Annotated in this window: 21 protein-coding genes; 11 read left to right on the top strand and 10 right to left on the bottom strand. The window is 50.9% G+C overall.

Going from position 1 to position 22,921, the window contains the following annotated elements:
* Window positions 1-4 precede the first annotated feature (4 nt).
* The gene (locus tag JW499_RS02070; RefSeq protein WP_205209029.1) at window positions 5-244 is read left to right on the top strand and encodes a hypothetical protein; all 240 of its coding nucleotides are present in this window, start codon (window positions 5-7) and stop codon (window positions 242-244) included.
* 237 nt (window positions 245-481) lie between these two features.
* Here JW499_RS02070 and JW499_RS02065 read toward each other — a convergent pair whose 3' ends face one another.
* The gene (locus JW499_RS02065; protein ID WP_205209028.1) at window positions 482-934 is read right to left on the bottom strand and encodes an Mpo1 family 2-hydroxy fatty acid dioxygenase; all 453 of its coding nucleotides are present in this window, start codon (window positions 932-934) and stop codon (window positions 482-484) included.
* A 240-nt stretch (window positions 935-1,174) separates the two neighbouring features.
* On the opposite strand from JW499_RS02065, the gene umuD reads away from it, so the two are divergent.
* A complete protein-coding gene (gene umuD, locus JW499_RS02060) occupies window positions 1,175-1,612 on the top strand; it encodes a translesion error-prone DNA polymerase V autoproteolytic subunit (protein ID WP_205209027.1) in 438 nt (145 codons plus the stop codon).
* Window positions 1,613-1,619: 7 nt separating this feature from the next.
* Window positions 1,620-2,882, top strand: a complete 1,263-nt coding sequence (gene umuC / locus JW499_RS02055; RefSeq protein WP_205209026.1) for a translesion error-prone DNA polymerase V subunit UmuC — start codon at window positions 1,620-1,622, stop codon at window positions 2,880-2,882.
* On the opposite strand, the gene JW499_RS02050 is transcribed toward umuC, so the two are convergent.
* The 3 genes from JW499_RS02050 to JW499_RS02040 all read right to left on the bottom strand — a co-directional run bounded on the left by JW499_RS02050 (window position 2,858) and on the right by JW499_RS02040 (window position 5,160).
* On the bottom strand, window positions 2,858-3,046 hold the full coding sequence (locus tag JW499_RS02050; protein WP_205209025.1) for a hypothetical protein: 189 nt from the start codon (window positions 3,044-3,046) through the stop codon (window positions 2,858-2,860). The genes umuC and JW499_RS02050 overlap by 25 nt on opposite strands.
* Before the next feature lie 7 nt (window positions 3,047-3,053).
* Window positions 3,054-4,679 carry a BCCT family transporter gene (locus tag JW499_RS02045; protein WP_205209024.1) on the bottom strand — a complete coding sequence of 542 codons (1,626 nt, stop codon included), beginning with the start codon at window positions 4,677-4,679 and terminating at the stop codon, window positions 3,054-3,056.
* 67 nt (window positions 4,680-4,746) lie between these two features.
* Window positions 4,747-5,160, bottom strand: coding sequence for a universal stress protein (locus JW499_RS02040; protein ID WP_205209023.1), 414 nt, complete (start codon window positions 5,158-5,160; stop codon window positions 4,747-4,749).
* Window positions 5,161-5,766: 606 nt separating this feature from the next.
* Between JW499_RS02040 and JW499_RS02035 the strand changes: the two genes are divergently transcribed.
* The 3 genes from JW499_RS02035 (at window position 5,767) to JW499_RS02025 (ending at window position 7,400) form a co-directional block, all read left to right on the top strand.
* Window positions 5,767-6,453 carry a helix-turn-helix transcriptional regulator gene (locus tag JW499_RS02035; RefSeq protein WP_205209022.1) on the top strand — a complete coding sequence of 229 codons (687 nt, stop codon included), beginning with the start codon at window positions 5,767-5,769 and terminating at the stop codon, window positions 6,451-6,453.
* 162 nt (window positions 6,454-6,615) lie between these two features.
* Window positions 6,616-6,987 (top strand): VOC family protein, encoded by a 372-nt coding sequence (locus tag JW499_RS02030; RefSeq protein WP_205209021.1) that lies wholly within the window; start codon window positions 6,616-6,618, stop codon window positions 6,985-6,987.
* Window positions 6,984-7,400: an EVE domain-containing protein gene (locus JW499_RS02025; RefSeq protein WP_205209020.1), complete on the top strand. Its 417-nt coding sequence runs from the start codon at window positions 6,984-6,986 to the stop codon at window positions 7,398-7,400. Before JW499_RS02030 ends, JW499_RS02025 begins: the two co-directional genes overlap by 4 nt.
* A gap of 6 nt (window positions 7,401-7,406) precedes the next feature.
* On the opposite strand, the gene JW499_RS02020 is transcribed toward JW499_RS02025, so the two are convergent.
* The gene (locus JW499_RS02020) at window positions 7,407-8,084 is read right to left on the bottom strand and encodes a glutathione S-transferase (RefSeq protein WP_205209019.1); all 678 of its coding nucleotides are present in this window, start codon (window positions 8,082-8,084) and stop codon (window positions 7,407-7,409) included.
* Between the two features lie 120 nt (window positions 8,085-8,204).
* Between JW499_RS02020 and JW499_RS02015 the strand changes: the two genes are divergently transcribed.
* Complete coding sequence (locus JW499_RS02015; RefSeq protein ID WP_205209018.1) at window positions 8,205-9,293, top strand: site-2 protease family protein; 1,089 nt, start codon at window positions 8,205-8,207, stop codon at window positions 9,291-9,293.
* 71 nt (window positions 9,294-9,364) lie between these two features.
* The gene (locus tag JW499_RS02010) at window positions 9,365-9,535 is read left to right on the top strand and encodes a hypothetical protein (protein ID WP_175483538.1); all 171 of its coding nucleotides are present in this window, start codon (window positions 9,365-9,367) and stop codon (window positions 9,533-9,535) included.
* A 58-nt stretch (window positions 9,536-9,593) separates the two neighbouring features.
* On the opposite strand, the gene fahA is transcribed toward JW499_RS02010, so the two are convergent.
* Window positions 9,594-10,904 carry a fumarylacetoacetase gene (gene fahA, locus JW499_RS02005; protein ID WP_205209017.1) on the bottom strand — a complete coding sequence of 437 codons (1,311 nt, stop codon included), beginning with the start codon at window positions 10,902-10,904 and terminating at the stop codon, window positions 9,594-9,596.
* 373 nt (window positions 10,905-11,277) lie between these two features.
* Here fahA and JW499_RS02000 point away from each other — a divergent pair, with 373 nt between their 5' ends.
* On the top strand, window positions 11,278-14,532 hold the full coding sequence (locus tag JW499_RS02000) for an EAL domain-containing protein (protein WP_205209016.1): 3,255 nt from the start codon (window positions 11,278-11,280) through the stop codon (window positions 14,530-14,532).
* A 74-nt stretch (window positions 14,533-14,606) separates the two neighbouring features.
* Window positions 14,607-15,449 (top strand): SDR family oxidoreductase, encoded by an 843-nt coding sequence (locus JW499_RS01995; protein WP_205209015.1) that lies wholly within the window; start codon window positions 14,607-14,609, stop codon window positions 15,447-15,449.
* 893 nt (window positions 15,450-16,342) lie between these two features.
* Here the strand turns inward: JW499_RS01995 and JW499_RS01990 are convergent.
* Complete coding sequence (locus JW499_RS01990; protein ID WP_205209014.1) at window positions 16,343-18,097, bottom strand: hypothetical protein; 1,755 nt, start codon at window positions 18,095-18,097, stop codon at window positions 16,343-16,345.
* 284 nt (window positions 18,098-18,381) lie between these two features.
* Between JW499_RS01990 and JW499_RS01985 the strand changes: the two genes are divergently transcribed.
* On the top strand, window positions 18,382-19,416 hold the full coding sequence (locus tag JW499_RS01985; RefSeq protein ID WP_205209013.1) for a deoxyribonuclease II family protein: 1,035 nt from the start codon (window positions 18,382-18,384) through the stop codon (window positions 19,414-19,416).
* 53 nt (window positions 19,417-19,469) lie between these two features.
* Here the strand turns inward: JW499_RS01985 and JW499_RS01980 are convergent, their stop codons facing one another.
* From JW499_RS01980 to JW499_RS01970, 3 genes are all read right to left on the bottom strand, one after another.
* Window positions 19,470-21,647 (bottom strand): alkaline phosphatase family protein, encoded by a 2,178-nt coding sequence (locus JW499_RS01980; RefSeq protein ID WP_205209012.1) that lies wholly within the window; start codon window positions 21,645-21,647, stop codon window positions 19,470-19,472.
* Between the two features lie 177 nt (window positions 21,648-21,824).
* The gene (locus JW499_RS01975; RefSeq protein ID WP_205209011.1) at window positions 21,825-22,058 is read right to left on the bottom strand and encodes a hypothetical protein; all 234 of its coding nucleotides are present in this window, start codon (window positions 22,056-22,058) and stop codon (window positions 21,825-21,827) included.
* Between the two features lie 244 nt (window positions 22,059-22,302).
* On the bottom strand, window positions 22,303-22,869 hold the full coding sequence (locus JW499_RS01970) for a hypothetical protein (RefSeq protein WP_205209010.1): 567 nt from the start codon (window positions 22,867-22,869) through the stop codon (window positions 22,303-22,305).
* Window positions 22,870-22,921: the final 52 nt, after the last annotated feature.

Below are 22,921 nucleotides of genomic sequence, written 5' to 3'. Positions count from 1 at the left end.
CCCGATGAAACATAACTCCATTATAACTGCGGACGAAATAAGGTTGCTGAAGAAAGTGCGCCAGGGTGATTTTGATAATGTCTCACTTATGCCGTCCGAGTTGCAGCCGCTGATAACCAGAGGGCTGGTTGAATCGATCAGATCGATAACGCTGCCCATCATGCCAACCCGCTTTCGTTACCGTCTTACGCTTGCCGGAGAAAAAGCCCTTTCAGCAACTACTCAGCCGCTTAAAAAACGTTAAGAATTCAACACACTCGAAAAGCCCGCCACTCTATTTTACGCCTTAAGCCATTGAAGATTCAGGCAGATAAAGCGCTGTAGAATACCTGCCTAAATATCATTTATTTTTGTTAAAAAAACAGTCGGATATATTAATAACCAATAAATCAGATTAACTTTTGATAGCTTTTATTTATTGGGCAATTCAGGGGGATATACCCACCTTCACTCCCTGCTTATATCCCGTTGAGATACGCCGCTACACGTCAACTCCCAGTCGGCGATAAAGTGCTGACATCAGCCACATGGGGCCGATCAGCAGGAACTGAATATCTCTGAAAAAAGAGGGCTTCCGGCCTTCAATATTGTGACCTATAAACTGAAATATCCAGGCAGGAATAAATAACCCAACGGCAATTTTCCGTAGCGCGATGGGTATATAGATCTCAGCCAGCCAGCAAAGCGCCAGGCAGATTATATTAAACAGCAGCATCCCTGCCCCCAATCTGAAGGACAGCATCAGGTAGTAGATCATTGCCGGAATACTGAGCAGCAGCGCAGCATTGATGCTTGCGATTGAAATCCCCCATAAAAGCGCTACAAGAGACAGATAGATCAGTGGCACCATCACCCGGTGGATCGCTTTATTGGCGGGGTTTTGGTGGCTGCTCCCATATTCGGTGAGCAGAAGCTGGACGCGGGTTGTCGACATAACTGAGCCTTTTTTGTTTTGTAATCTATCAGAACGGCTCGTTATGACACTGACGAATCGCTTCAGTTTTACTGACAATTGCGGGCTGACTGAACGTCACCGGGCCTTAATCATAAAAGCACAAAATATGTATTATGTATTAATAGTACAAGCTTATAGATCAGATCATTAACTGCTTTACTCGCCAGTCAGGGGCTACTACTATACTGTCTATATATACAGTATGGTGTCTGTTTTGCTATGGCTATTACATTACTGGGGCGCTATCTGCACCCCGCTTCATCGGTTGCGCTGCCGCTATTCATGAACGCCGTTACGGCGGGTTTCCCCTCTCCGGCGCAGGATTACATTGAGCGTACACTGGATCTGAATGAGCTTTGCATCCGCCACCCGGCCGCCACCTATTTTGTGCGTGCAGAGGGTGATTCGATGCAGGGCTCCGGCATCTTTTCCGGCGATATTCTGGTAGTCGACCGCTCGCTGAAAGCGGTGGATGGCGATATTGTGATCGCCTGTGTTAATGGCGAGTTTACCGTCAAAGAGCTGCGCACCCGCCCTGCACTGCAGTTACTGGCGCATAATCCGGCTTACGCTCCGATCCATTTTGGTCCGGACAGCACCCTGGAGCTGTTTGGTGTGGTCACCACCGTGATTCACCCGGTGCGGCAGCGAGGCTAGTTATCCGGTGTTTGCTCTGGTCGACTGCAATAACTTCTACGCCAGCTGTGAGCGACTGTTCCGGCCGGACCTGCAAGGCCGTCCGATTGTGGTGCTGTCCAATAATGATGGCTGCGTGGTGGCCCGCAGCGCTGAAGCGAAACGGCTGGGTATCAAAATGGCGGTGCCGCTGTTTCAGGTGCAGGAGCAGATCGACCGGGAAAATGTGGCGGTATTCTCCTCCAACTATGCCCTGTATGGCGATATCTCTGCCCGGGTGATGACCATTCTGGAGCAGGAAGCGCCCGCAGTAGAGGTCTATTCAATCGATGAAGCATTTCTCGACCTGAGCGGGCTTGCCCCCCACTTTTCGCTGGTCGAATACGGACTACAGATAAAGCGACGGGTCTATCAATATACCGGCATCCATGTCTCAGTGGGTATCGCCCCGACCAAAACCCTGGCAAAGCTGGCCAATCATGCCGCGAAACAGTATCCCGCCACACAGGGCGTAGTCGATCTGAGCGATCCGCAGCGACAGCATCGGCTGCTGGGTCTTATGCCGCTACGAGAGGTCTGGGGGGTTGGAAGGCGTTTATCACGCCGTCTGGAGCAGCAGGGAGTCACAACTGCTCTGGCGCTGGCAGATTGCTCTCCCGCCTGGATTCGCAGCCACTACTCTGTCACCCTGGAACGCACCGTGCGAGAGTTGAATGGTCAGCCCTGCATGGAGCTGGAAGCGTGTCCGCCGCCCAGGCAACAGATCCTCTGCAGTCGCTCGTTCTCTCACCGGATTACCGAATATAACGATATGCGTTCAGCTATCGCCCAGTATTCAGCCCGGGCCGCGGAGAAACTGCGGGAGCAAAACCACCTGGCCAGAGTTGTAACGGTGTTTATCCGCACCAACCCTCATAGCCAGCACGAGAGGTTCTACAGCAACAGTGCCAGTCGCATTCTGGGCGTCCCAAGCGCGGACTCCCGGCGACTGACAGCCACGGCACTACGATTGCTGAAGTCGATCTGGCAGCCCGGTCATCGCTATATGAAAGCGGGGCTTATGCTGTCTGATCTCTATCTGCCGGGACACTTCCAGCCCTCTCTGTTTGAAGCGCCGGAATCACCTGCTGCGATGCGGCTGATGCAGACTGTCGACAATATCAATCACAGCGGTCTGGGCCAGGTTCGCTTTGCCGGAGAGCTGCTCAGCAGCGGCTGGCAGATGCAGCGCAATCACCTTTCTCCCGCTTACACGACCCGCTGGGATCAGTTGCCAGTGGTCAGGGCATAAATATGATCTGCGCCTGAGTATATAAAAAAGCGGTCAGCGGCCATATAGGACGATTTAAACACCGGCAGAAATGTAGCAGAGTACTCACCGGTTAAGATGGTGAGGCCATCAAAAATCCGGCTGACGGATGCCAGCCGGATCGCTTTAATGACCTTATCAAGCATGACCTTATCAAACAGGTTCTGTACGCAGCCCCTGCCAGATACAGTAACACATCGAAACGGTCACGATGGCGAACGGGAAGCCTGTAGCGATCGCCAGTGCCTGCAGAGATCCCAGTCCGCCTCCCAGCAGCAATGCGATAGCGATCAGCCCCTCGAAGCTGGCCCAGAAAACACGCTGCGGCATCGGCGCATCGACCTTCCCGCCGGCACAAATCGTATCGACAACCAGTGAGCCAGAGTCAGACGACGTTACAAAGAACACCAGCACCAGCACAATACCAACGACTGAAGTAAACAGCGGCAGCGGCAGCAGCTCAAGCATATGGAATAACGATAGTTCCGGCGTCCAGTTGGCGATAGTCTGCTGGACGCCGGTGTAACCGTCATTAACCAACTGGCTGATCGCGGTGCCACCGAACACGGCCATCCACATAACACAGGCAAGCGTCGGTATCAGCAATACACAGATAATAAACTCACGAACAGAGCGACCCAGTGATACCCGTGCGATAAACATACCCACAAAAGGAGACCAGGCGATCCACCAGGCCCAGTAAAAGGTGGTCCAGCCGTGGAAATAGTAGCCGTCGTCACGGCCTACCCAGTTGGAGAGCGCTGGCAGATTGACACCATAGGCGACCAGTCCGTCGACAAAGATTCCAAGGATACCGGAGGTGGCCCCAAAGATGAGCACAAACAGGAACAGCGCAAGCGCCAACAGCATATTGGCCTCAGACAGTATTTTCACGCCACCATCAAGACCCCGGACAACGGAAGTGATCGCCAGCCCGGTTACCACGATAATAATCGATACCTGAAGCTCAACGGTGGCCTCAATGCCAAACACGTAGTGCAAACCGGCAGCCGCCTGTGATGAGCCATAGCCGAGGGATGTTGCCAGTCCCGCCAGTGTCGCCAGCGCTGCCAGGGAATCCAGCAGGTGGCCTGGCCAACCCCAGACCCGCTCCCCCAGAATCGGGTAGAAAGCGGAACGGATCGTCAGTGGCAACCCCTTGTTGTAGGCGAAGATACCCAGAGCGAGCGCGACAACGCTGTAACATGCCCAGGGGTGCAGTCCCCAGTGAAAGATAGTTGATGCCATGCCCAGTTTGATGGCGGCATCAACCGTTGCCGCATCTGCGATATTACCGCTGGCATCGAGAATGCCGGGCTGGTTAAAGGAGGGGGTCAGTGAATGGTTCAGTGGCTCAAGCACGCCGTAGAACACCAGACCAATCCCCATACCTGCGGCAAACAGCATAGAAAACCAGGCCGGATAGGAGTATTCAGGGGTGGCACTCTTGCCGCCAATCTTGATCTTGCCCAGCGGCGAGACAACAAGATACAGGCAGAAAACCACAAAGATGTTCATGCTGATAGCGAACACCCAGTCAAACTGAGTGGTTAGCCAGGGACGCAACGCGCCGAATATATCAGCCGCTATTTTATCGAATATCAGGCAGAACAGCACCAGGGCGATAACCGAGCCTGCTGTTAATGCAAATACGGGGTTGTGAATGTCGACCTTGAGAGGGCCGATGCTGGGCTGGATGTTGTCCTGGCCAATGAGATAGTCAGTATCTATTTCCGCAGACGGTGCTGCAGGGTTTTGCGATTCAGATGACATAGTCATTTATTCTCCCGGATTGTATAGCGCTTATATTCGACCCATTGGCCCGAATTTTCTCCTTATTCCCGAATTACCTGACAACAAAGACAGATATTTGTGAGTGAGACGCCAGATGGCCTCCGTGTGAGCCCGTCAGATGGTCAGCAAAGCTGGGCAGGTGAGACGCCATTACCACCAGATCAGCGCAGATGGTTACTTCAGCGTGTTCCAGTATGAGATCGAGATCGACTGCCGGATCGTGAGAAATGAGAGTATGCGGTTCGGCATTGATGTTATGGGTGGATGCCTGTTGTTTCGCGAATGCCTTTAGCTTCTCTGCATATTCTTCGGCATTGTGTGCGATTTCGCTCGGCAGAGCCGATGTTACGCCAACATAGTGCACTTTAGCTCCGTAGTGTCTGGCGAGGTCCGCGGCAACCTTTAACGCCTTATCGATCTGATCGATATGGGCCAGGCTAACCGGAACCATAATATTTGAATACATGATCGCCTCCTGATTCTTTTCTTAGTAAGGATGGTTCCTGTATTCGTGCTGTTATCGCGCTTCAGCAGCAACAGCGAGGCGTAATAAATCGATACCTCTTTTGGTTGAATACCCTTAACATATTACCTTAGTAGGCATATCTTGCCTTTGTCAAACGACCGCTTTGGCTATCAGTCAGCTCTGCAAGCAGTAACGACAGGATGAAACACCTGAATTGTGCGGCTAAGACTCTGGTTTTTGACGCAATCATGCCGGCTGTCCGTTTTCGCCAATGCAACAGGTTAATCAGCCGTCATCGTAATAGAGCTGTCACTTTATATCAGCCCGGTCCGAGGGATATTGTGCGTGCTGTCTGACAATCAGCTCTCGCCTGCCTATGCCACCGCAAAAAACAAGTTGGATACAATAATCTAAAGATAAATATACATATAAAACAATATAATAGATTTTTATTTTAATGCTTTTTAGAGGACGCGTGCGCCACAATAACGGCCCTGATAAGACGTTTTTTAGTATTTTAAATACGTATGTAATAAAACCGATGCTGTCATTTTTTGTCAGCATATTGGCTATACTGACAGCCTTATTTTTGAATGGAATTAATCCGTGTCACGCTCTGAACGCTTACTCAAACTGATCCATCTGTTACGGAGTTATCGCTACCCTGCCCCGGGTTATCAATTGGCGGAAACGCTGGGTATCAGCCTGCGAACACTCTATCGGGATATCGCCAGCTTGCAGCAACAGGGGGCCAGTATAGAGGGAGAACCGGGGCTGGGTTATGTGCTCAAGCCTGGTTTTATGCTCCCTCCGCTGATGTTTACCGAAGAGGAGTTAGAGGCGCTGGTATTGGGCTCCCGCTGGGTGGCAAGTCGCACTGATTCAGAGCTGAGTGACAGTGCCCGGAGCGCGCTGGTGAAGATCGCCTCGGTTCTGCCAAAGGATTTGAAAAACTCACTGGATGAAAATACCCTGCTTATCGGCCCATCAAAACAGCCTGCAACAGCAGAGCCAGCGGAATTTTCGCAGATTCGCCAGGCGATCCGTACAGAACAGAAAATCACCATTCACTATCTCGACCTGCAAGAACAGGAATCAACCCGGACGATCTGGCCATTTGCTCTGGGCTATTTCGATAATCTGCGGGTGTTAGTCGGATGGTGCGAGCTGCGTCAGGCCTTCCGTCACTTTCGTACCGATAGAATTTTACAGTTTGAAATGTGCGCAGAGCATTACCCCCGCCGACGGCGACACTTGCTGAGTGAGTGGCGAACAGCGGAAGGTATCACTTGATAATGGGTATTGAGTCACACAATTCTGCACAGTGATCTCCCTACCCTCTGTTTTAAGAAGAAATAAAACACTACTGACAAAAACTGACAGTACCTTTCTGTACTCTGCAGATGTCGGGCATCAGAAGATGCTCCCTCTACTGAATTACACAAGGATACCGTCATGCCAGATAGCAACTTTATTATTCTTTACGTAGAAAACCCATCCCACAGTGTTGAGTTTTACAGCACACTACTGGAGAAATCCCCGGTAGAGAACTCGCCAAATTTTGCCCTGTTTGTTTTAGATAGCGGCATGAAGTTCGGCCTGTGGCAAAAGCAGGATGTGCAGCCCGCCGTCGAGACACTGGGCATCAGCGGAGAGATCGCATTTCCACTGCCTGACAAGGCAGAGGTCAGCCGTATTTACCACCGCTGGCAAGATCGCGGGCTGACAATGATACAGGAGCCCACCGCAATGGAGTTCGGCTATACCTTTGTTGCCCTGGATCCGGATGGCAATCGTCTCAGAGTTTTCTCCCCTGCTGAATCATGAGTCGTAACTGGATTGCTGTTGCTTCAGCAGACCATGTCAGAACGGGCCGCGCAGGAGGATTTATGCAGGTCTGTCATGGCAAAGCGGCTCCACTGAAGCGAATCACTCCGGGGGACCTTGTTGCCTATTACTCCCCTGTGGAGACTCTGGGTGATAAAACCAGACTGCAGGCATTCACCGGCTGTGGTCGTGTAAAACCGGGGGAGCCTTATCAGGTTGATATGGGCAATGGGTTTAAGCCATTCAGGCGGGATCTTAGCTGGTTTGATACCCGGGAGGTGTCGATTCTGCCCCTGCTGGATCGGCTGGAGTTCTCTGCGGGTAAGAAAAACTGGGGCTACCCGTTCCGCTTTGGACTGTTTGAGGTTAGCGAACAGGATATGCACCAGATCTGCGTAGCAATGGGGCACTGATTAATGCTACTGAGGGGCGGGAAACAGCTGTGGCTCCGTCCCCTCTTGCCATTGCCGGTATTTTTTCATGGCTTCGATAAAGAGTGGCGATTGCAGGTGGTGATCCAGCCAGCGTTGCAGCGACGGGTACGGCGCATTGTAAAACCACTCCCGATCCACATGGGCAAACTGACGGATAAAGGGGAAGATCGCCATATCAGCCAGACGACAGTGGTCTCCGGTGAGAAAGTCGTGCTGCTGCAGCAGGCGTTCAAATTTGACCAGAGTCGTTTCACACTGCTCACGGTAATAGTGTTGCGGATGCTCCGGATAACGCTCAAAGTATTTATAACGATCCAGATGCTGCTTGAAGACAGCGTCATTCTCCTGAATCAGAGCCTCTCTTTGCCACAGGCGATCCGGATCATCAGCGCAGAGCCAGTTTTCCGGATCATTCAATCTTAACGCCCAGCGCATAATATCTCTGCTCTCATCGATCACTCGCCCCTCTTTTTCAGACGAAGCGGGCAGTACTAAAACCGGTACGGTACCTTTTGGCGAGGCCTGCAACAGTTCGGCGGGCTTATTTTTCAATACCACTTCGCGCAGTTCAACAACGATGCCGCTATAGACAACCGCCAGCCGGGCACGCATGGCATAGGGACAACGGCGAAAAGAATAAAGAATAGGAAGGTCTGGTGTCATAGCAATAATGATTAGCTGATTACAAAAAACGCAGTCTACCTGCCTGGCAGAAGAAGTCACTTTAAACTGCCATCAACTTATGCAACCATTCCGGCCGATACCTTTTGGCAGGAAACGGAAGTGGAACTACTTAATCTGGATTATCAGGGGCACAACCTGCGCCTGGAAGGCTCGATGGCGGGCTGGCAACTGCTGTACTGGAACAATACCCCGGTTTCCCGGCGGGATGCAGACAGCTGTTTTGACGGTATCAGTGAACATCGGTTTGAGTTGCAGAATGATCAGGGAGAAACGCTGATCTGTCGTCTGGAAACGGAGATTGAGTGGGACCCGGTCAGGATTCGCTACCGTTTCTTTATGGGCGACCAGTTGGTTGCCCACGCAGAGCATGGCCGCGCAGCGATGGAGCAAAAAGTGCCTCAGGCGCCGATACGTCAGGAGAAAGCCTCATTAAGTATTGTCGGTCTTGGTGCACTGGGCTTGAAGTTACTGAAAAGTGCCAAGGTGATCAAGGTGGTGATGGCCGGTGCCAGTCTGGCCGCCTACTCCTGGTTTTTCTCCCTGCCCTTTGCCCTGGCTCTGATCTTCTGCCTGGTGGTGCATGAATATGGTCATATCCGGGCGATGAAACATTTTGGTATGAAAACCAAAGGGATCTATCTGATCCCCTTTGTTGGGGGCCTGGCCCTGAGCGATGCCCGTATCAATACCCGCTGGCAGGATGTCTGTATCTCGCTGATGGGGCCATTTTTCGGTTTTGCGCTGTCACTGTTGAGCCTGGTCGCCTACTGGGTAACCGGGTCGATGTTTTTTGCCGGATTGAGTGCATTCAATGCCCTGCTGAACCTGTTTAATCTGCTGCCGATTCTGCCGCTGGACGGTGGACATGTACTGAAAAGCATCGCCTTCTCAATGAACTCGCTGGCGGGAATCGTGCTCTGTGGGGCTGCGGCAGCGGGCGGCATCTGGCTCAGCTATACCTTCGGTCTGGCACTGCTGGGTTTTCTTCTGATTATCGGCACTGTTGAGGTGCTTTTCGAATGGCGTAGCCGGCACCATAGCCTGCTGTTGCCACTGGATCGTTATGGTCAGATCGTTTCCACACTCTGGTATCTATTCACTATCGGAGGGTTGATTGCCATTATCTGGTATTTTCATGGCATGGGCGATGCGCTGTTAGGACTTCCGTTAAAGGTGTTGCAGAGCTAAACTGTTACTTGTTGAGGCTAAAACAAGCAGGCTTCAGAAGCAGTTATCAAGAGCAGCCATGAGTGGTAGATATGAGCGATAACGTTGTCGATATCAATAGTAAGCGGGACGATCTGCGCCATAAGCGTAAAGAGAAGCAACTCAACGAGCTGAAAAGTAAGTTTGAGAAAGCGCTTCCTACCGAAGAGCAGGATCCGAAACAGAAGTTACTGAGCCTGTTTAAAAAGAAGCCGAAACAATAGATCACTTGTCAGAAGCGGCAGCCTTTAACGGCTGCCGTTTTACTTATGGGCTATAACATCAGTTGCTTGCCGGTAGTACGGTACTGGCAACCTCGCCAAAACCGATGCGTGCCGCGCCCTCTTTTTCACAGTATCCACGCATCACTACGGTATCACCATCCTCCAGGAAAGTTCGCTGCTCACCATTTGGCAGCGTAACAGGCTCTTTACCACCACAACTCAGTTCCAGTAATGATCCTCCCTGCTCATGCTCCGGTCCGGATTGCGTGCCAGAACCAAAAAAATCGCCAGGACGCAGATTGCAGCCATTCACCGTGTGGTGAGCCACCATCTGGGCAACGGTCCAGTAGGAGTAAACAAAATTAGACTCAGAGAGTTTAGCAGGTTCCTGGTTATGGTGGCGCATCTGCTGAGTCTGCAGCAGCACCTCCAGCCTGATATCAAGCGCGCCTTCCTCGCTATTCTTTCTGGATGACAGATAGGACAGCGGCTGAGGATCAGCAACATCACGCTTAAACGCTGTTCTGTAGGGTAATAAAGCTTCATTGGTGACAATCCAGGGCGACACGGTCGAGGCAAAGTTTTTCGCCAGAAACGGCCCCAGAGGCTGATATTCCCAGGCCTGAATATCCCGGGCCGACCAGTCATTAAAGAGGCAGTAACCAAACACATGCTGATCACTGTCATCCAGAACGACCGGTTCACCCAGGGCATTGCCCTGGCCGATATAGATGCCAACCTCCAGCTCATAATCCAACCGCTGACAGGGGCTCAGGGAGGGTTCAGCAGCATCCGGGGCTTTGATCTGCCCCTGTGGCCGTTTGAATGTTTGCCCCGAAACATCAATAGAAGAGCTGCGCCCATGGTAACCGATCGGTATCCACTTATAGTTTGGCAGCAACGGGTTATCGGGACGAAACAGGCTGCCAACGCGGGTAGCATGGAACACTGATGTATAGAAATCGGTGTAATCACCAATAGTACAGGGCAGACTGTACTCGACCTCATGCTGCGGAATCAGACAGCCTTGCAGCGCCCCCTGCTCTTCTGCGCCTTCACGCAGACCCCTCGATAGCGCCAGACGCAAAGCAGACCAAACTGACCTGCCCAGTGACATAAAGTGGTTCAGTGTTGGCGCGGCACACGCCGCTGCCCCGACCGCCGCCTCACCGGAGAACAGATGCTGGGCGGCGGCAAGATCAAGCACCTGATCACCAATCGCCACCCCTCCTCTGAATGACTCTTCCGAGTTTTTGCGGCGAAACTCAGCAAATGGCAGGTTCTGGATAGGGAAATCGGTATCCGGGTGGTTTGCACAGCTCACCCAGCTGCGCAAATCAGGATGATGGGTTTCATTCAGTACAGGCATGCTCACTCTCTGGTGTAATTGTTCAGCAGCGCGCCCTTTTAGATCTTTTTAGCATCAAGGGCTTCACCACGAAGGTCTGATGTTAATTTTTATTATCCGCTTGTACGTTACCAGAAGACAGGCAAGCTTCAATGCCCGGATATAAAATGACTAATTCCAAAGAGTAAAGAATAACTGTCAATAGCGCGAAATGGTTACATTAACGAGCCTGATCAATACATTATCTCTGCTCCTGTGATAGCTTTGGCACTAGTTTTACCCGGTAATTCTGCTTATCAAGGGGAGATATCAAAGGTGTCTGCAGGTATAGTTTTTAAATCCAACAGGGTTGGAAACGTTTTTCGAAGGTTTGGGACGTAAGGACATAAGATTGATGTCGGAATCAGTAGTTACTCTGAATACCATTTGCAGCCTGGACGTTTTGCACGCCCACCCGACCGATGCCGCTTTAAAGGTCCTGCATCGCATGCGCAAATCTCATGTAAGCTCGATCGTCATTATTGATCAGCGAGAACCGATAGGTATTATCACCGAGAAAGATATCCTCCGCCTGGTCAGCTCTGCTGAAACTGATCTGAGTGAACTGAAAGCCGGTGATATCATGACATCACCGGTGAAAACCCTTTTCGGGGATTGTGATTTTCAGCATGCCTATGAGCAGATGCAGCGGGAAAACCTGCGCCATATTGTTGTCATCAATCGGGATGGCTCTCTCAGAGGAATAGCGACTGAAACCGATTTTGTTCAACACCTGGGGTTTGAATATCTGGCCGAAATCAAGCATGTCGAAGCGGTCATGGAACGGGTGATTATGTTTGTCCCCCAGGATAGTACCCTGCGCTACGCATTCTCGGTAATGAGTGATAAGAAGATCAGCAGTGTTGTGGTAGGCGACAGCAATAATGCCTCAGGTATTCTCACTGAGCGGGACGTTGTCCGCTTGCTGGATGACCAGATAGATCTGAATACCGCCAGAGTCTGCGATTATATGAGCAGACCGGTTGAGTTTATTGGCGTGGGCACCTCTTTGCTGCAAGCCCGGCAAACGATGCAGACAAAACAGATACGCCGTCTGCTGGTCTGCGATACGGATGGGCAGATAATAGGACTCCTGACCCGGCAACACCTGATTGACCGGCTACAAACCCACTTTATCAAAATGATGCGGGATGCGATCAGCCACCTGAATCAAAAACTCGAAAGCAGCCGCAATAAGGTCAATCACTATCAGGGCTTTTTTGAGAACTCTCCCCTCGCCTACCAGTCGCTCGACGCTGATGGCTATATTCTTGAGGTCAACGCTTGCTGGCGTAAACTGATGGGGTATGAAAAGCGAGAGATTATTGGTACAGCATTCAAACAACTGCTGACCGCCGGTCAGGAGGAGAAGTTCAGGCACTGCTTTGCCTCATTCTCAAATAATGGTTTCGTTGAAAATGTTCATTATCAGCTACGAACCCGGACGGGAGAGATCCTGGATATTCAGTTAGATGGTCAGATAATGCGGGATGAAAGTGGTAATTTTATCCAGACCCACTGCCTGCTGACCAATCTCACTGAGAAACATAAAATGGACTCGCAGCTTCAGCTGTTTCGCCAACTGATTGATCAAAGCCATGATGCCCTGTTTGTTATCGATGCAGAAAGCTCCCGAATTCTCGATATCAATCAGGCCACTTGTGATTATCTGGGTTATAAGCGTGAACAGCTGCTTAAAATGTCAATCACGGATATCAGTGATCTATCGCCTGATCTTTCCCGTTGGCGGAAACGTCTGGCTAGTATTGATGCCCGGGGAGGACTGTTTGAGGCAGTTCATACTACCTCTGACGGGCGTAAAGTCCCTGTTGAGATCAGCACCACCTTACAGATGATCAATGGTAAACAGGTGGTCCTGTCTACCGTGCGTGATATTACCGAACGTAAACAGGCTGAGCTGCGAGCGCGCAATGAGAGCAACTTCCTGCAGGCAGTGATTGATTGTATCGGCGACCCGGTGATGGTTATCGATACGGATTACAAAGTAATCAAGTCAAACCGGGCGGCAAATGATTACTACTTTAACTGCCTCTCCAGCGGCGATAGCTCCTGCTATCACATGTTTCATAAACAGGGAGTTCCCTGCGAACACTGTCCGCTGACAGATGTGATGAGCAGCAGGAAGTCCACCACCCGTATTCATGAGCATACCTGTAAGAGCGGCGAGGTCCGGACATTTGAGCTGATGGCCAGCCCGCTTTACGATGCCGATGGCAAGCTGGCCGGGCTGGTAGAATCAAGCCGGGATATTTCTGACCATGTGTCTATCCGCAAAGCCCTGCTTGATAAAGAAAAAAGCCTTGATTTTCTGGCCCATCACGACCCCCTGACCAAGTTACCCAACCGGTTACTGTTCGGCGACCGGCTTAAACAGGCTGTACGCCATGCGAAGCGCAATAAAACCGGCGTCGCCCTGCTGTTTATCGATCTGGATGAGTTTAAAGAGATTAACGACAGCTTTGGCCATAATCTGGGCGATCAGCTACTCAAAAAAGTGTCAGAACGGCTCAAACACCATGTTCGCGAAAATGACACGATCTCTCGCCTCGGCGGTGATGAGTTTACGATCATTGTCGAAGATCTGATGAACGCTGATGACGCGGCTACCATTGCCCAGAACCTGCTGGCCGCATTTAATGAACCTATAGATCTGGATGAGCAGCTACATATCAGCCTCAGTATCGGTATCAGCCTCTACCCGGATGACGCCGAGCAACCAGAAGCACTGATCCGTAACGCTGATACCGCGATGTACCGGGCCAAAACAGCCGGTAAAAACCGCTATGAGTTTTATACTCAGGAGATGACCGATCAGGCCTTTGAACGATTTCTGATGGTCGGCGCACTACGTAATGCTATCGAGAATCAGCAGTTTGTGCTGCACTATCAACCACAGATAGACCTGCGGGATAACAGCATAATAGGAGCAGAGGCCCTGATCCGCTGGAACGACCCGCAAATGGGCACAATTCCCCCCTCTCGTTTTATCCCGGTGGCGGAGAAAACCGGGATGATCCAGAACATAGATCGTTGGGTGCTTAATACCGTATGCCACAATATTCACCAATGGCAACAACAGGGGTATCGGGTGCCACGAATATCGATCAACATTTCAGCCCGCCATTTTGGTTCTAACATTCTTGCAGATGAGGTGGCTGCAATACTTGATCATCATCAGTGTAGCAGTGAGCTGATTGAGCTTGAGATTACCGAAGGTGTGATTATGAACAACCCCAGCCGTGCGGGTAAAGAGCTGAAGCAGCTGCGGGAGATGGGTATCCGCCTGGCAATCGATGATTTTGGCACGGGTTACTCCTCTCTGAGCTATCTGAAAACCCTGCCTCTGGACCGGTTAAAAATTGATCAGTCCTTTATCAGTGATATTCCCGAAGATAAAAATGATCAGGCGATCTCCAGGGCCATTATTGCACTGGCAAACAGTCTGGGCCTGGAGGTGATTGCTGAAGGAATGGAAACGGAACAGCAGCGCCAGTTCCTGATTGAGGAAGGCTGCCTCTACGCCCAGGGTTTTCTGTTCAGTAAAGGTGTTCCGGAGCACAGCTTTTTGTCGCTGCTGAAAAAGGTCTAGCCAGCTTAGTCGGAACCCCTTAAGCTCTGCACCTCATACATCAGCATCTTTGAGTACACAGATCAGGGAGATCCATGAAAACAGTACTGATTACCGGCTGTTCCAGCGGCATTGGCTACCACGTAGCAATCGGCCTGCAACAACGAGGCTATCGGGTTATCGCCACCGCACGACAACAAAAGGATGTTGAGCGGCTACAACAGCTGGGACTTGAGTCCGTTCAGCTGGACCTGGAGCATTCTGAATCGATTCAACAGGCCATGGACTGGGTTGAGGCAGAAACGGGCGGAGCCCTGTATGCCCTGTTCAATAATGGTGCCTATGGCCAGCCCGGAGCGATTGAGGATCTTAGCCGGGATCTGCTGCGTAAGCAGCTGGAGATCAACCTGCTGGGCTGGCATGAGCTTACCTGTCGGGTTCTGCCACTGATGCGTAAACAGGGTTTTGGCCGCATCATTCAGAACAGTTCGGTTCTGGGGCTGATCACGATGCGCTTTCGCGGGGCTTACAACACCAGTAAGTTTGCACTGGAAGGCTACAGCGATACCCTGCGGCAGGAACTTGCCGATACCCATATCCATGTATCACTGATCGAGCCCGGCCCGGTCAGGAGCAAGTTCAGAGAAAACGCATTCAAAGCCTTTCGTGACAATATTGATATAGAAAGCAGCCCGTTTCGCACTATTTATCAAAAAGTGCTGAAACGTTTAAGCAGTCACGATGGCGGGGACGATCCGTTTACACTGGGACCTGAAGCGGTATTGGATAAAGTGATTCACGCGCTGGAGAGTAAACGCCCAAGGCCCCGCTATTATGTCACCCTGCCAACCTATCTGTTTGGTATTCTGCGCCGTATTTTGTCGACCCGGATGCTCGACTGGATTTTGTTACGGGCATCGGCATCGGAGAATAAATAGGGCCGGGCATATCAACGCTGTACTGTCTGAAATACGGCCAAGCGGCCGAACACAGCTTGGTCCTATCCCCGGCCTTCCAAACTCTACGGGCTCTGTCTGATTCCTATTGAGGGCTTTTTAACTGCGGAAACCCTCAGTGTTTAATCCCGCCGGTCAGGTGTAGAAATTAAGCGTTTTATTGCCTATAGTTTCATTGAAGAAGCAACAGGAGCAATTCTATCTCTTTATCAGTTTGTGGTTATTCTCTCCGATATTGTTTAACACCCTTATGCTTATATGCTTCAGTCGGCTCTGTTGAGAGTACGGCCAGGTGTATTGTCACAACTCACGCCAGTTTCTGAATATTCCGTGAGTGTTTTTCACTGCTTCAAGCTGGCCTTGCTAATTTTATACGTCATCAGACTATCAGGTGCTTCACGCGCCCGGCACCAGTCATATACACGTCAATCGGGCGGTAAGAGGATATCTTATGTTCAAGTTCGCTGGATTAATCCCTTGCATCTCTCTTTTCATGACAGCCAGTGCCTTCGCTGCAGATACGTCTGACTGCGTGGTGCTCACACGGGAACAAGGGAATAACTGTGCGTCCAGAGATTCACTGCAGATTAAAGTCACCAACAAATGCAGTGAAAACGTCTATGTAAAAATGTGTCTGGAGCGAAAAGATGGGCAATGGAACTGTGGCTCTGACTCAATACTAAAACCGGGCAGAACAAATACCGGGTTTTATGCTTGCCATGGTACTGGCAACTATCAATGGTCAAGCTGCACCGGTGGCTTCAAAGAGTGTGGATTTCGCTCTCCTTGAGACCCATTAGACCAGCCTCAGTCAACAGGGACAAACTCCGCTAAAGGGTTTGTCCCCGTACTTTTTGACTTAGTCTCTTTCCTTATTACTGCGCAAAGGTCACCTGCAGCGTATTTCCGACAATAGCAAAGTTGGGTTCAACCCCGTCTATGCTATTCGCGCGAAACCGTTCCGCAGTCAGGTGGCAAAGTTCAGAGCATGTCAGCAGTGTGTAGGGTGTATTGAAGGCAAAGCCTCCATTTTTCTGCTTGTCGAGACGAAAACTCACCTGTGTCGAGTTAACATACAACGCCCCTGCTATCGAGAGAGCGGGCATCTGCGAGCCCAGCTGGGTGGCAATCACGCCACCAGTTATTTCCAGGCTTCCTATAGTGAGGTCGCCGGTATGATAGGCGATATCCAGCTCAGCATCATCGAACAGACAGACCTTAGCGCTCCCCCCCTCAGATCGATCATAGAACACGATCCGGCCACCATAACCCTCGTTCGTTCCTCCATAGGCAATCAGGGAGGCACCGCCTGCACTGGACTGTCCGGAAAAGACGGTGTAGCCGCCGGCAGCACCGGATGTGCAACCACCCAGATTGAATATTGTAGCGTTTCCTGCGGTGGGAAAATTCTCGCAGGTACTGTCACTGTCATTCTGATTGCTGTAAACCGAAAACTCAGTATACCCGGCAGCGCCCAGCTCACCTGAGCCAGGGTGATTCCAGATCGTTGCATTTCCCGCCGTAGGAAAGTATTTGCTGGGCAGGTTGATGGAGAATATGGTGTGACCGGCGCTGGATTTGTTTGCAATGGCGCTACCATAGTTAACTATCGTCGCATCTGCCCCGGTAGGTGAACCGTATCTTGCACTGAACTCAAGATGGCCACCACCGCCCTGCTCACCCTGACGTGCACCGTAGTTAAAATAGCAACCATTACCCGCAGAGGCGCCCTGAGAGGCATCCATGTATGGAGGGTTGTTATTAAAACTGGTTACCCCACCGTAGGCTCCAGCCACCTCAGCAGCATAGTTGTAGAAATACCCCTCACCACCAGTGGCGGTACTGTCGAAAGCCACATCGCCGCCATTTGCTTTTTCATGCGTCCCCCCCCAGTTGTTGTAGACACCATGATCTGCACTGGAGCTGCCGTAGAACTGCGTATTCCCGCCATCACCACCGGCGACCGTGCCGCCCACATTGGTGAAAGAGGCCTTGCCTGCGGTGGCAGTATCGTGAAAGACCACATTCGCAAAAGTATCGCCATCAATGCCGAGGCTGCCGTAGATGGTAAACGCTGCGTTATCAGCCGAGGATGCGTTGCTGAAACTCACTTCGCCACCGACGGTGCTGGGGATATTTTCTTTTCTGAATTGGGGCGGCGGCTCGGCGCCGGTCCAGACTTTAAACCGGGCAGAACCGGCTCTGGCATTATCGCAAAAGCTGATCACGCCGCCGCCGTAGCCCTGTTCACTGATCGGGCCTGCGCAGTAATAGATATCATCAGTACCCGCTGTCGCATTATTGGTAAAGAGAAGTTGCGGATTATCATGGCCGCTGCTGGTCGCCGCCACAATAAAATTCTGCTGATTACGCGAACAATTGCTGACACCCAAGCCGGTAATGATCAGACCTGGCACTTTGCCGGGACCTAAAGAGAAGGTGTAGGCTGTAGCGCTCTCGCTAAATTCAATACTCTCCACCGTCGCACTGCTATCCCCTGCGAAAGTAATTGCTGTTTGAGATGAACCGTTGAAAACAGCTTTACTGGCAGGTAGCTCCGCAGGGCTCCAGTTGGCGCTGGAGTTCCATTCACCGGTCGCTGGCTGGGGGTTCCATTCTGATTGAGACATCTACTACTCCGTTGTTAGAGCAGGGATACCCGTTCGGGCCAAACATAATTGAGCATCCCCGTTATTATTGATAGTAACGTTCTGTCTGTACTCACTGGCTGGTCATTGCCAGGCTGAGATCCTGAGCCGCTCGTGACCGCTGCACTCTCTTAATCAGCCTGCGCCGGGTACCGACGAAAGCATCAACAGTACCGAAACCTGAGGGAAATGAATAGCCATAGTGCTATCTGGTTTGCATGGTATACAATTGTTTTTCAATTTAAATAATATGGAGATAGCCGCGGATGGTGGGTGCGAAGAATCAACAGGGAACACCAGTGGACTGGTGGTTTATCTATAAAACTCCTGAGCATACAGGAACCTCCGAAAATCAGGGGTACGACTTCTTCTATTTTGATTCGCAAAGCGCAGCCCTGGATTTATCACCGACCGGGCTGGACCAGGATAACCAGGCCCTGGGATACACCCTGACCGAAATCTTTAACGCCCCGCAGAGCACCGGTTATATTGCCTATAACGACGAGCACAGCGATGCGGAAAAAAACAAGTCGGAAAAAGGCCATTGCAAAGGGGTACTTGCCTTTGACAAGGCGAGTGATTCAGCGCTCTATCTCCTGCATTCAACCCCCAGGTTTCCCGTCAACAAAGAGGCGACACTGCCCAACGACGAAATGATCTATGGGCAGACCTTTATCTGTATCACTCTACCCGACTACCAGACGGCCAATCGTATCGCTCAACAGATGCTGAGTCAGCAAAACCCGCAGGTGCTGACAGAATGCTCGCGTATCCCCCCCTCGCTGCAGGATGATGAACCGCTTTCGCAACTGTTTCACGGGCGCGGGATCAACGAATCGGAGATACCCTCAACGCTGTCCTTCAGTTCCCGGGGAGGTAAACCGTTTCTGCTGACAGCCAAAAGTCGAAAATGGGGTAAAGATTTCTGGCTCGATCTGGTTTCACCGCAACTGAAATGCGATCTGGTGGTTGAGACCTGGCGAAGAGGCGCGGTGACGCCCCTGCAGGACGGTTTATCCGCGGAGTATGATGAAGATGCACTTACTCTGGACTTCAAAATCCCCCCATCACTTAACTATGAGTGGCACTATACCAGGGACCACGCCAAATGGGCGGTGGCGCTGAAAAACAACACCTCCTCGTTACCCTGGGTATGCATTGCCGATCTCAATCGCATGGTATCCCAGGAGAAACGCGGTGGTGGCAGTTTATGCTTCCAGGACAGTCAGTTGTGGCAAGCGTTGAAAAATGCCGAAGAGAAGCTACACCAGCCAGCTCAGCCGGATTCGGTTAAGACATAGTGCTTTTCACTGAGCGCGGATGATGCTGCTTTAGCACCACCCGCCTTCATATGTTAACGATCAGGGGGGAAGGATTTATCATAAGGTGGTATTAATGTCGGGGCATCGGTTCGCGCCTGATCCGCCTGAAAGACTGTCTCAAAGGTGGGGGCAACATCAATACGATCACCCAGTCCCCACAAAGGTTTAGGAACACCAAACCAGTCCAGCAGCGTGGCGGCAAAAGAGGTTGAATCGAAGGGAGTCTCCCCCTCTGCTCTGATCACAGATTGCTCCCGGATCCAGGGAGAAACCATAATGGTGGGGACCCGTGGTCCCATCAGGTCGTAGGCAAAACCATTGTTAAGATCGTTTGGCCAGGGTTTCTTCGCGTAAGGTGGCGCAACATGGTCATAGATGCCGCCGTTCTTATCGAACGTAACAACCAGCAGGGTGTTTTCCCAGCCAGGTCCACTCTTGATCGCTTCGTAGATTTCGTTGAGTTCCCTCTCTCCGGGGACCAGATCCCCTCCCGGGTGGTAAGAGGTCGCCCCTTTGGGAGCGATCCAGGCGGGTTCCAGATAGCTGAATGCTGGCAGATTTCCATGTCGGGCATCCTGCTTAAACTGGTCAATACTGGATAGAAACTGTGTTGGGTTTGCGTCGACTGAAGGAACCTGTCCCTGGAGATACAACTGGTAGGTAAAGACCACGTTCTCCCACAGCACTGAGTTATATATTTTCCAATCGGTTATCCCCTGACTCCAGAGCGTTTTCCAGATGGATTGGCGGTGGGAAGATTCCGGCCAGTTAGCGTAAATACTCCCCCCCTCCCAGGTGCCCAGTCTGTTAAAGGCAGAACCGGTAATTGAGAAAGCGCGATTGACGTCTGTCCCTCCCGGCATTGAACAGAACCAACGATCAGAAATGGCGAAATGACGAGCCAGACCATTGAGCACCGGCAACTGCTGCGGACTGAAGGTCTCCATCACCTGTGGGTTGGCGTTATTGAGGATAAATCCCCCCATATCCGGGGTGGCGCGCCCCCAGTACCCCGGTTCTTCAGCAAACATCTGTTGCAGATTATCGGTGGTGTCGTGAAATGGATCCTGATCAAGAGCGACCAGGTTATACTGGGTACTCAGCTCACCGGCCTGAAACTTGCTGACGAAAACCCGATTGTCTCCATCGTTATTAAAATATTCGCGACTGGTGCCATCAAATGGTTCCTGTGAACCGATGTAATGGCAACCCTGATCGCCCTTCTCATAAAGCCAGCCGCAAACGTTATCGAAGGAGCGGCTCTCCAGCATGTAATAGACCACATGTTTAATTTTGGAGCGCATAAAATCGAGACTGCCAGGTGTAGTGGCCCGCTCTGTTTGCACCGGAATACGGGGCTGATAACTGGTCAGCAGGCTGTTACCATCAATAGCTGATGGCAGTGCACCCTCATGTACCGGCCCCGTGAGTACCTCCGGCTGTTCAGGGTCAAACTGCCACAGACGATAGCTGCCTTTGGCAGGGTTCCACTCCAGTACATGATAGCCGATCGCAGTGAGCTCACTGCTCTCATCTACTTTGTCCCATTGACCCTGTTGCACCACGGGTAATGAAAGCGGAGTTGCCAGTTGCGGGTCAAAACTCCACAAACGAAACGTTTTACGATCAGGCAGGCGGTCCAGGACATAATTGCCAATCGGAATCAGTGTGTGACCCGACTTTATCAGTGGAAAACCGTTCTGCGGACTATAGGATACCGGCAGAGGATCGGCTTTGAAGTCTGAAATGCCCTGGGGGTCGAAATTCCATAGTTCAAAGGTTCCACGCCCCCTGGCGGGAATCAAATTGAGAACAAAACTGGTCATAGGAATAAGGTCCAGATTCTGGCCCTCATCCGGGTTGCTGCTATAAGTGTGACGGTATTTTCCCCAGAACTTAGTCTTGTTCCAGAAACCGCTCTCGATTGAGGTGCCATTGAGCGGGTCGGCAGCTTCGGGGTTGAACTCGATCAGGTTGAACTGATAACCCTCATCCTCGTGCTGTTTACACAGAGGACTCCATTGCAAAAGATATCCCCCTATCTGAGCCATACGCCAGTTACAGTCAAAAGAGGTATCTGCGGCCAGTGTCACCGGGGTGAAAAGCGCCTCCGCATGGGGATCTACCCGGTACAGTGTATAGGCATCGTCTTTCTGATTGCGGCAGATTAAAAAGTCGAAAGAGGGTCTTCTTTGGGAGGGCTGGCTCATAGTGTTACTCTTTTTTATAGTGACATATAGTGGGCGATTGAAAAGCTATCTGCTTACTCTGAGTACTCAATTAATGATTGGAGCACCCCACCCTATCGCATCGACTGCCGATGATGGTTTTCGAAGCACGTTTGAGTGAGTATCCGCATAATTTTCGCGACTGAATAAGCTTTGCGGCTAGTTGGATAGCCTTTTTTCCCTAAGCTCATCTGCTTCCTCTATCTCTTGCAAGCCATGCATAATTTCAGGAATCACTTTAATGATCTGGATAATGCTAAAAATCAATATACCGTGATGAGTGCCCAGCGTTAAGTCATCCAGCGTGTGAATCGTTTCATATCCGGAAGTGATAAAAAGAATGAGTGCACTTAACAGGATCAGGTAGGGGCTGTTGGTTATAGTATTTAACATAGGTTTTCCCTGTTATTGTTATGGTCGTCTAAAAAAGTCAGATCTCCCCAATCTTAGATATAAGATCTTTATGCTTCAATAGGTTATACAGGATTTGTCTATAAAACAGGATGAATAGCAGCCGCTACAAACTGGCGTCATGGTCTTTCAGGATAAAACCGGAAGCTGCTCTGTCAATGATACAACGACATGAAGGGAGGGAGGGAAGTGATTTATAGGCTCCCGGTTATCGAGAGCCTGAGTATCAGGAATCTGATACGCGTTTTGAGCAGGAATAAACACCGCCGTAAGAGTCAGATCTGGCTACCAGGTTTGATCTGGTTAACTCAAGTATTGTGGATGACTCCCGCAGACGATGCGGGATCATACTTTTTATATTGAGAAAACTATCCAGTTCAGGATGGCTCTGGTTGACTACTTTTAACAGGGTTGCAGATAAAATAAGAGAATTACCTTTAACTTCCCAGCTGGAGCGATTTGATACGCCATACTGGATCTCGGGAAAATTGGCTAATTTCAGCTTTAATGTTCCTGATCCGCTGGCCTGACCATCAGACTTATAGTTGATGACATAATCTACTTTCATCCCTGTATCGGCCTCTTCCATAGTATGGGTACAGTTCCAGGTTCCGACCAGCTGTTGGGCGTCGAACTGCCTGGACTCATTGCCTCCAACCGCAGTTGAGACAGATATAGCGCATGCAAACAGTGCTATCACTTTATTTCGTTGCATATACTCGGTTACCGCCAGGAGGGTTATATGGATCACCATACTGTATAGAGCGAAGCTTGCTGGCAGCTTAACACTCATGAATGCAGCGTCACCTGGGTGAACATTCAGATTCTCAGATGAATCTTCAGAG

The sequence above is a fragment of the Amphritea pacifica genome, assembly GCF_016924145.1.
Classification (GTDB): Bacteria; Pseudomonadota; Gammaproteobacteria; order Pseudomonadales; family Balneatricaceae; genus Amphritea; species Amphritea pacifica.
Note: the sequence above shows the minus strand (reverse complement) of the source record. Positions and strands in the feature narration are given on the sequence as shown.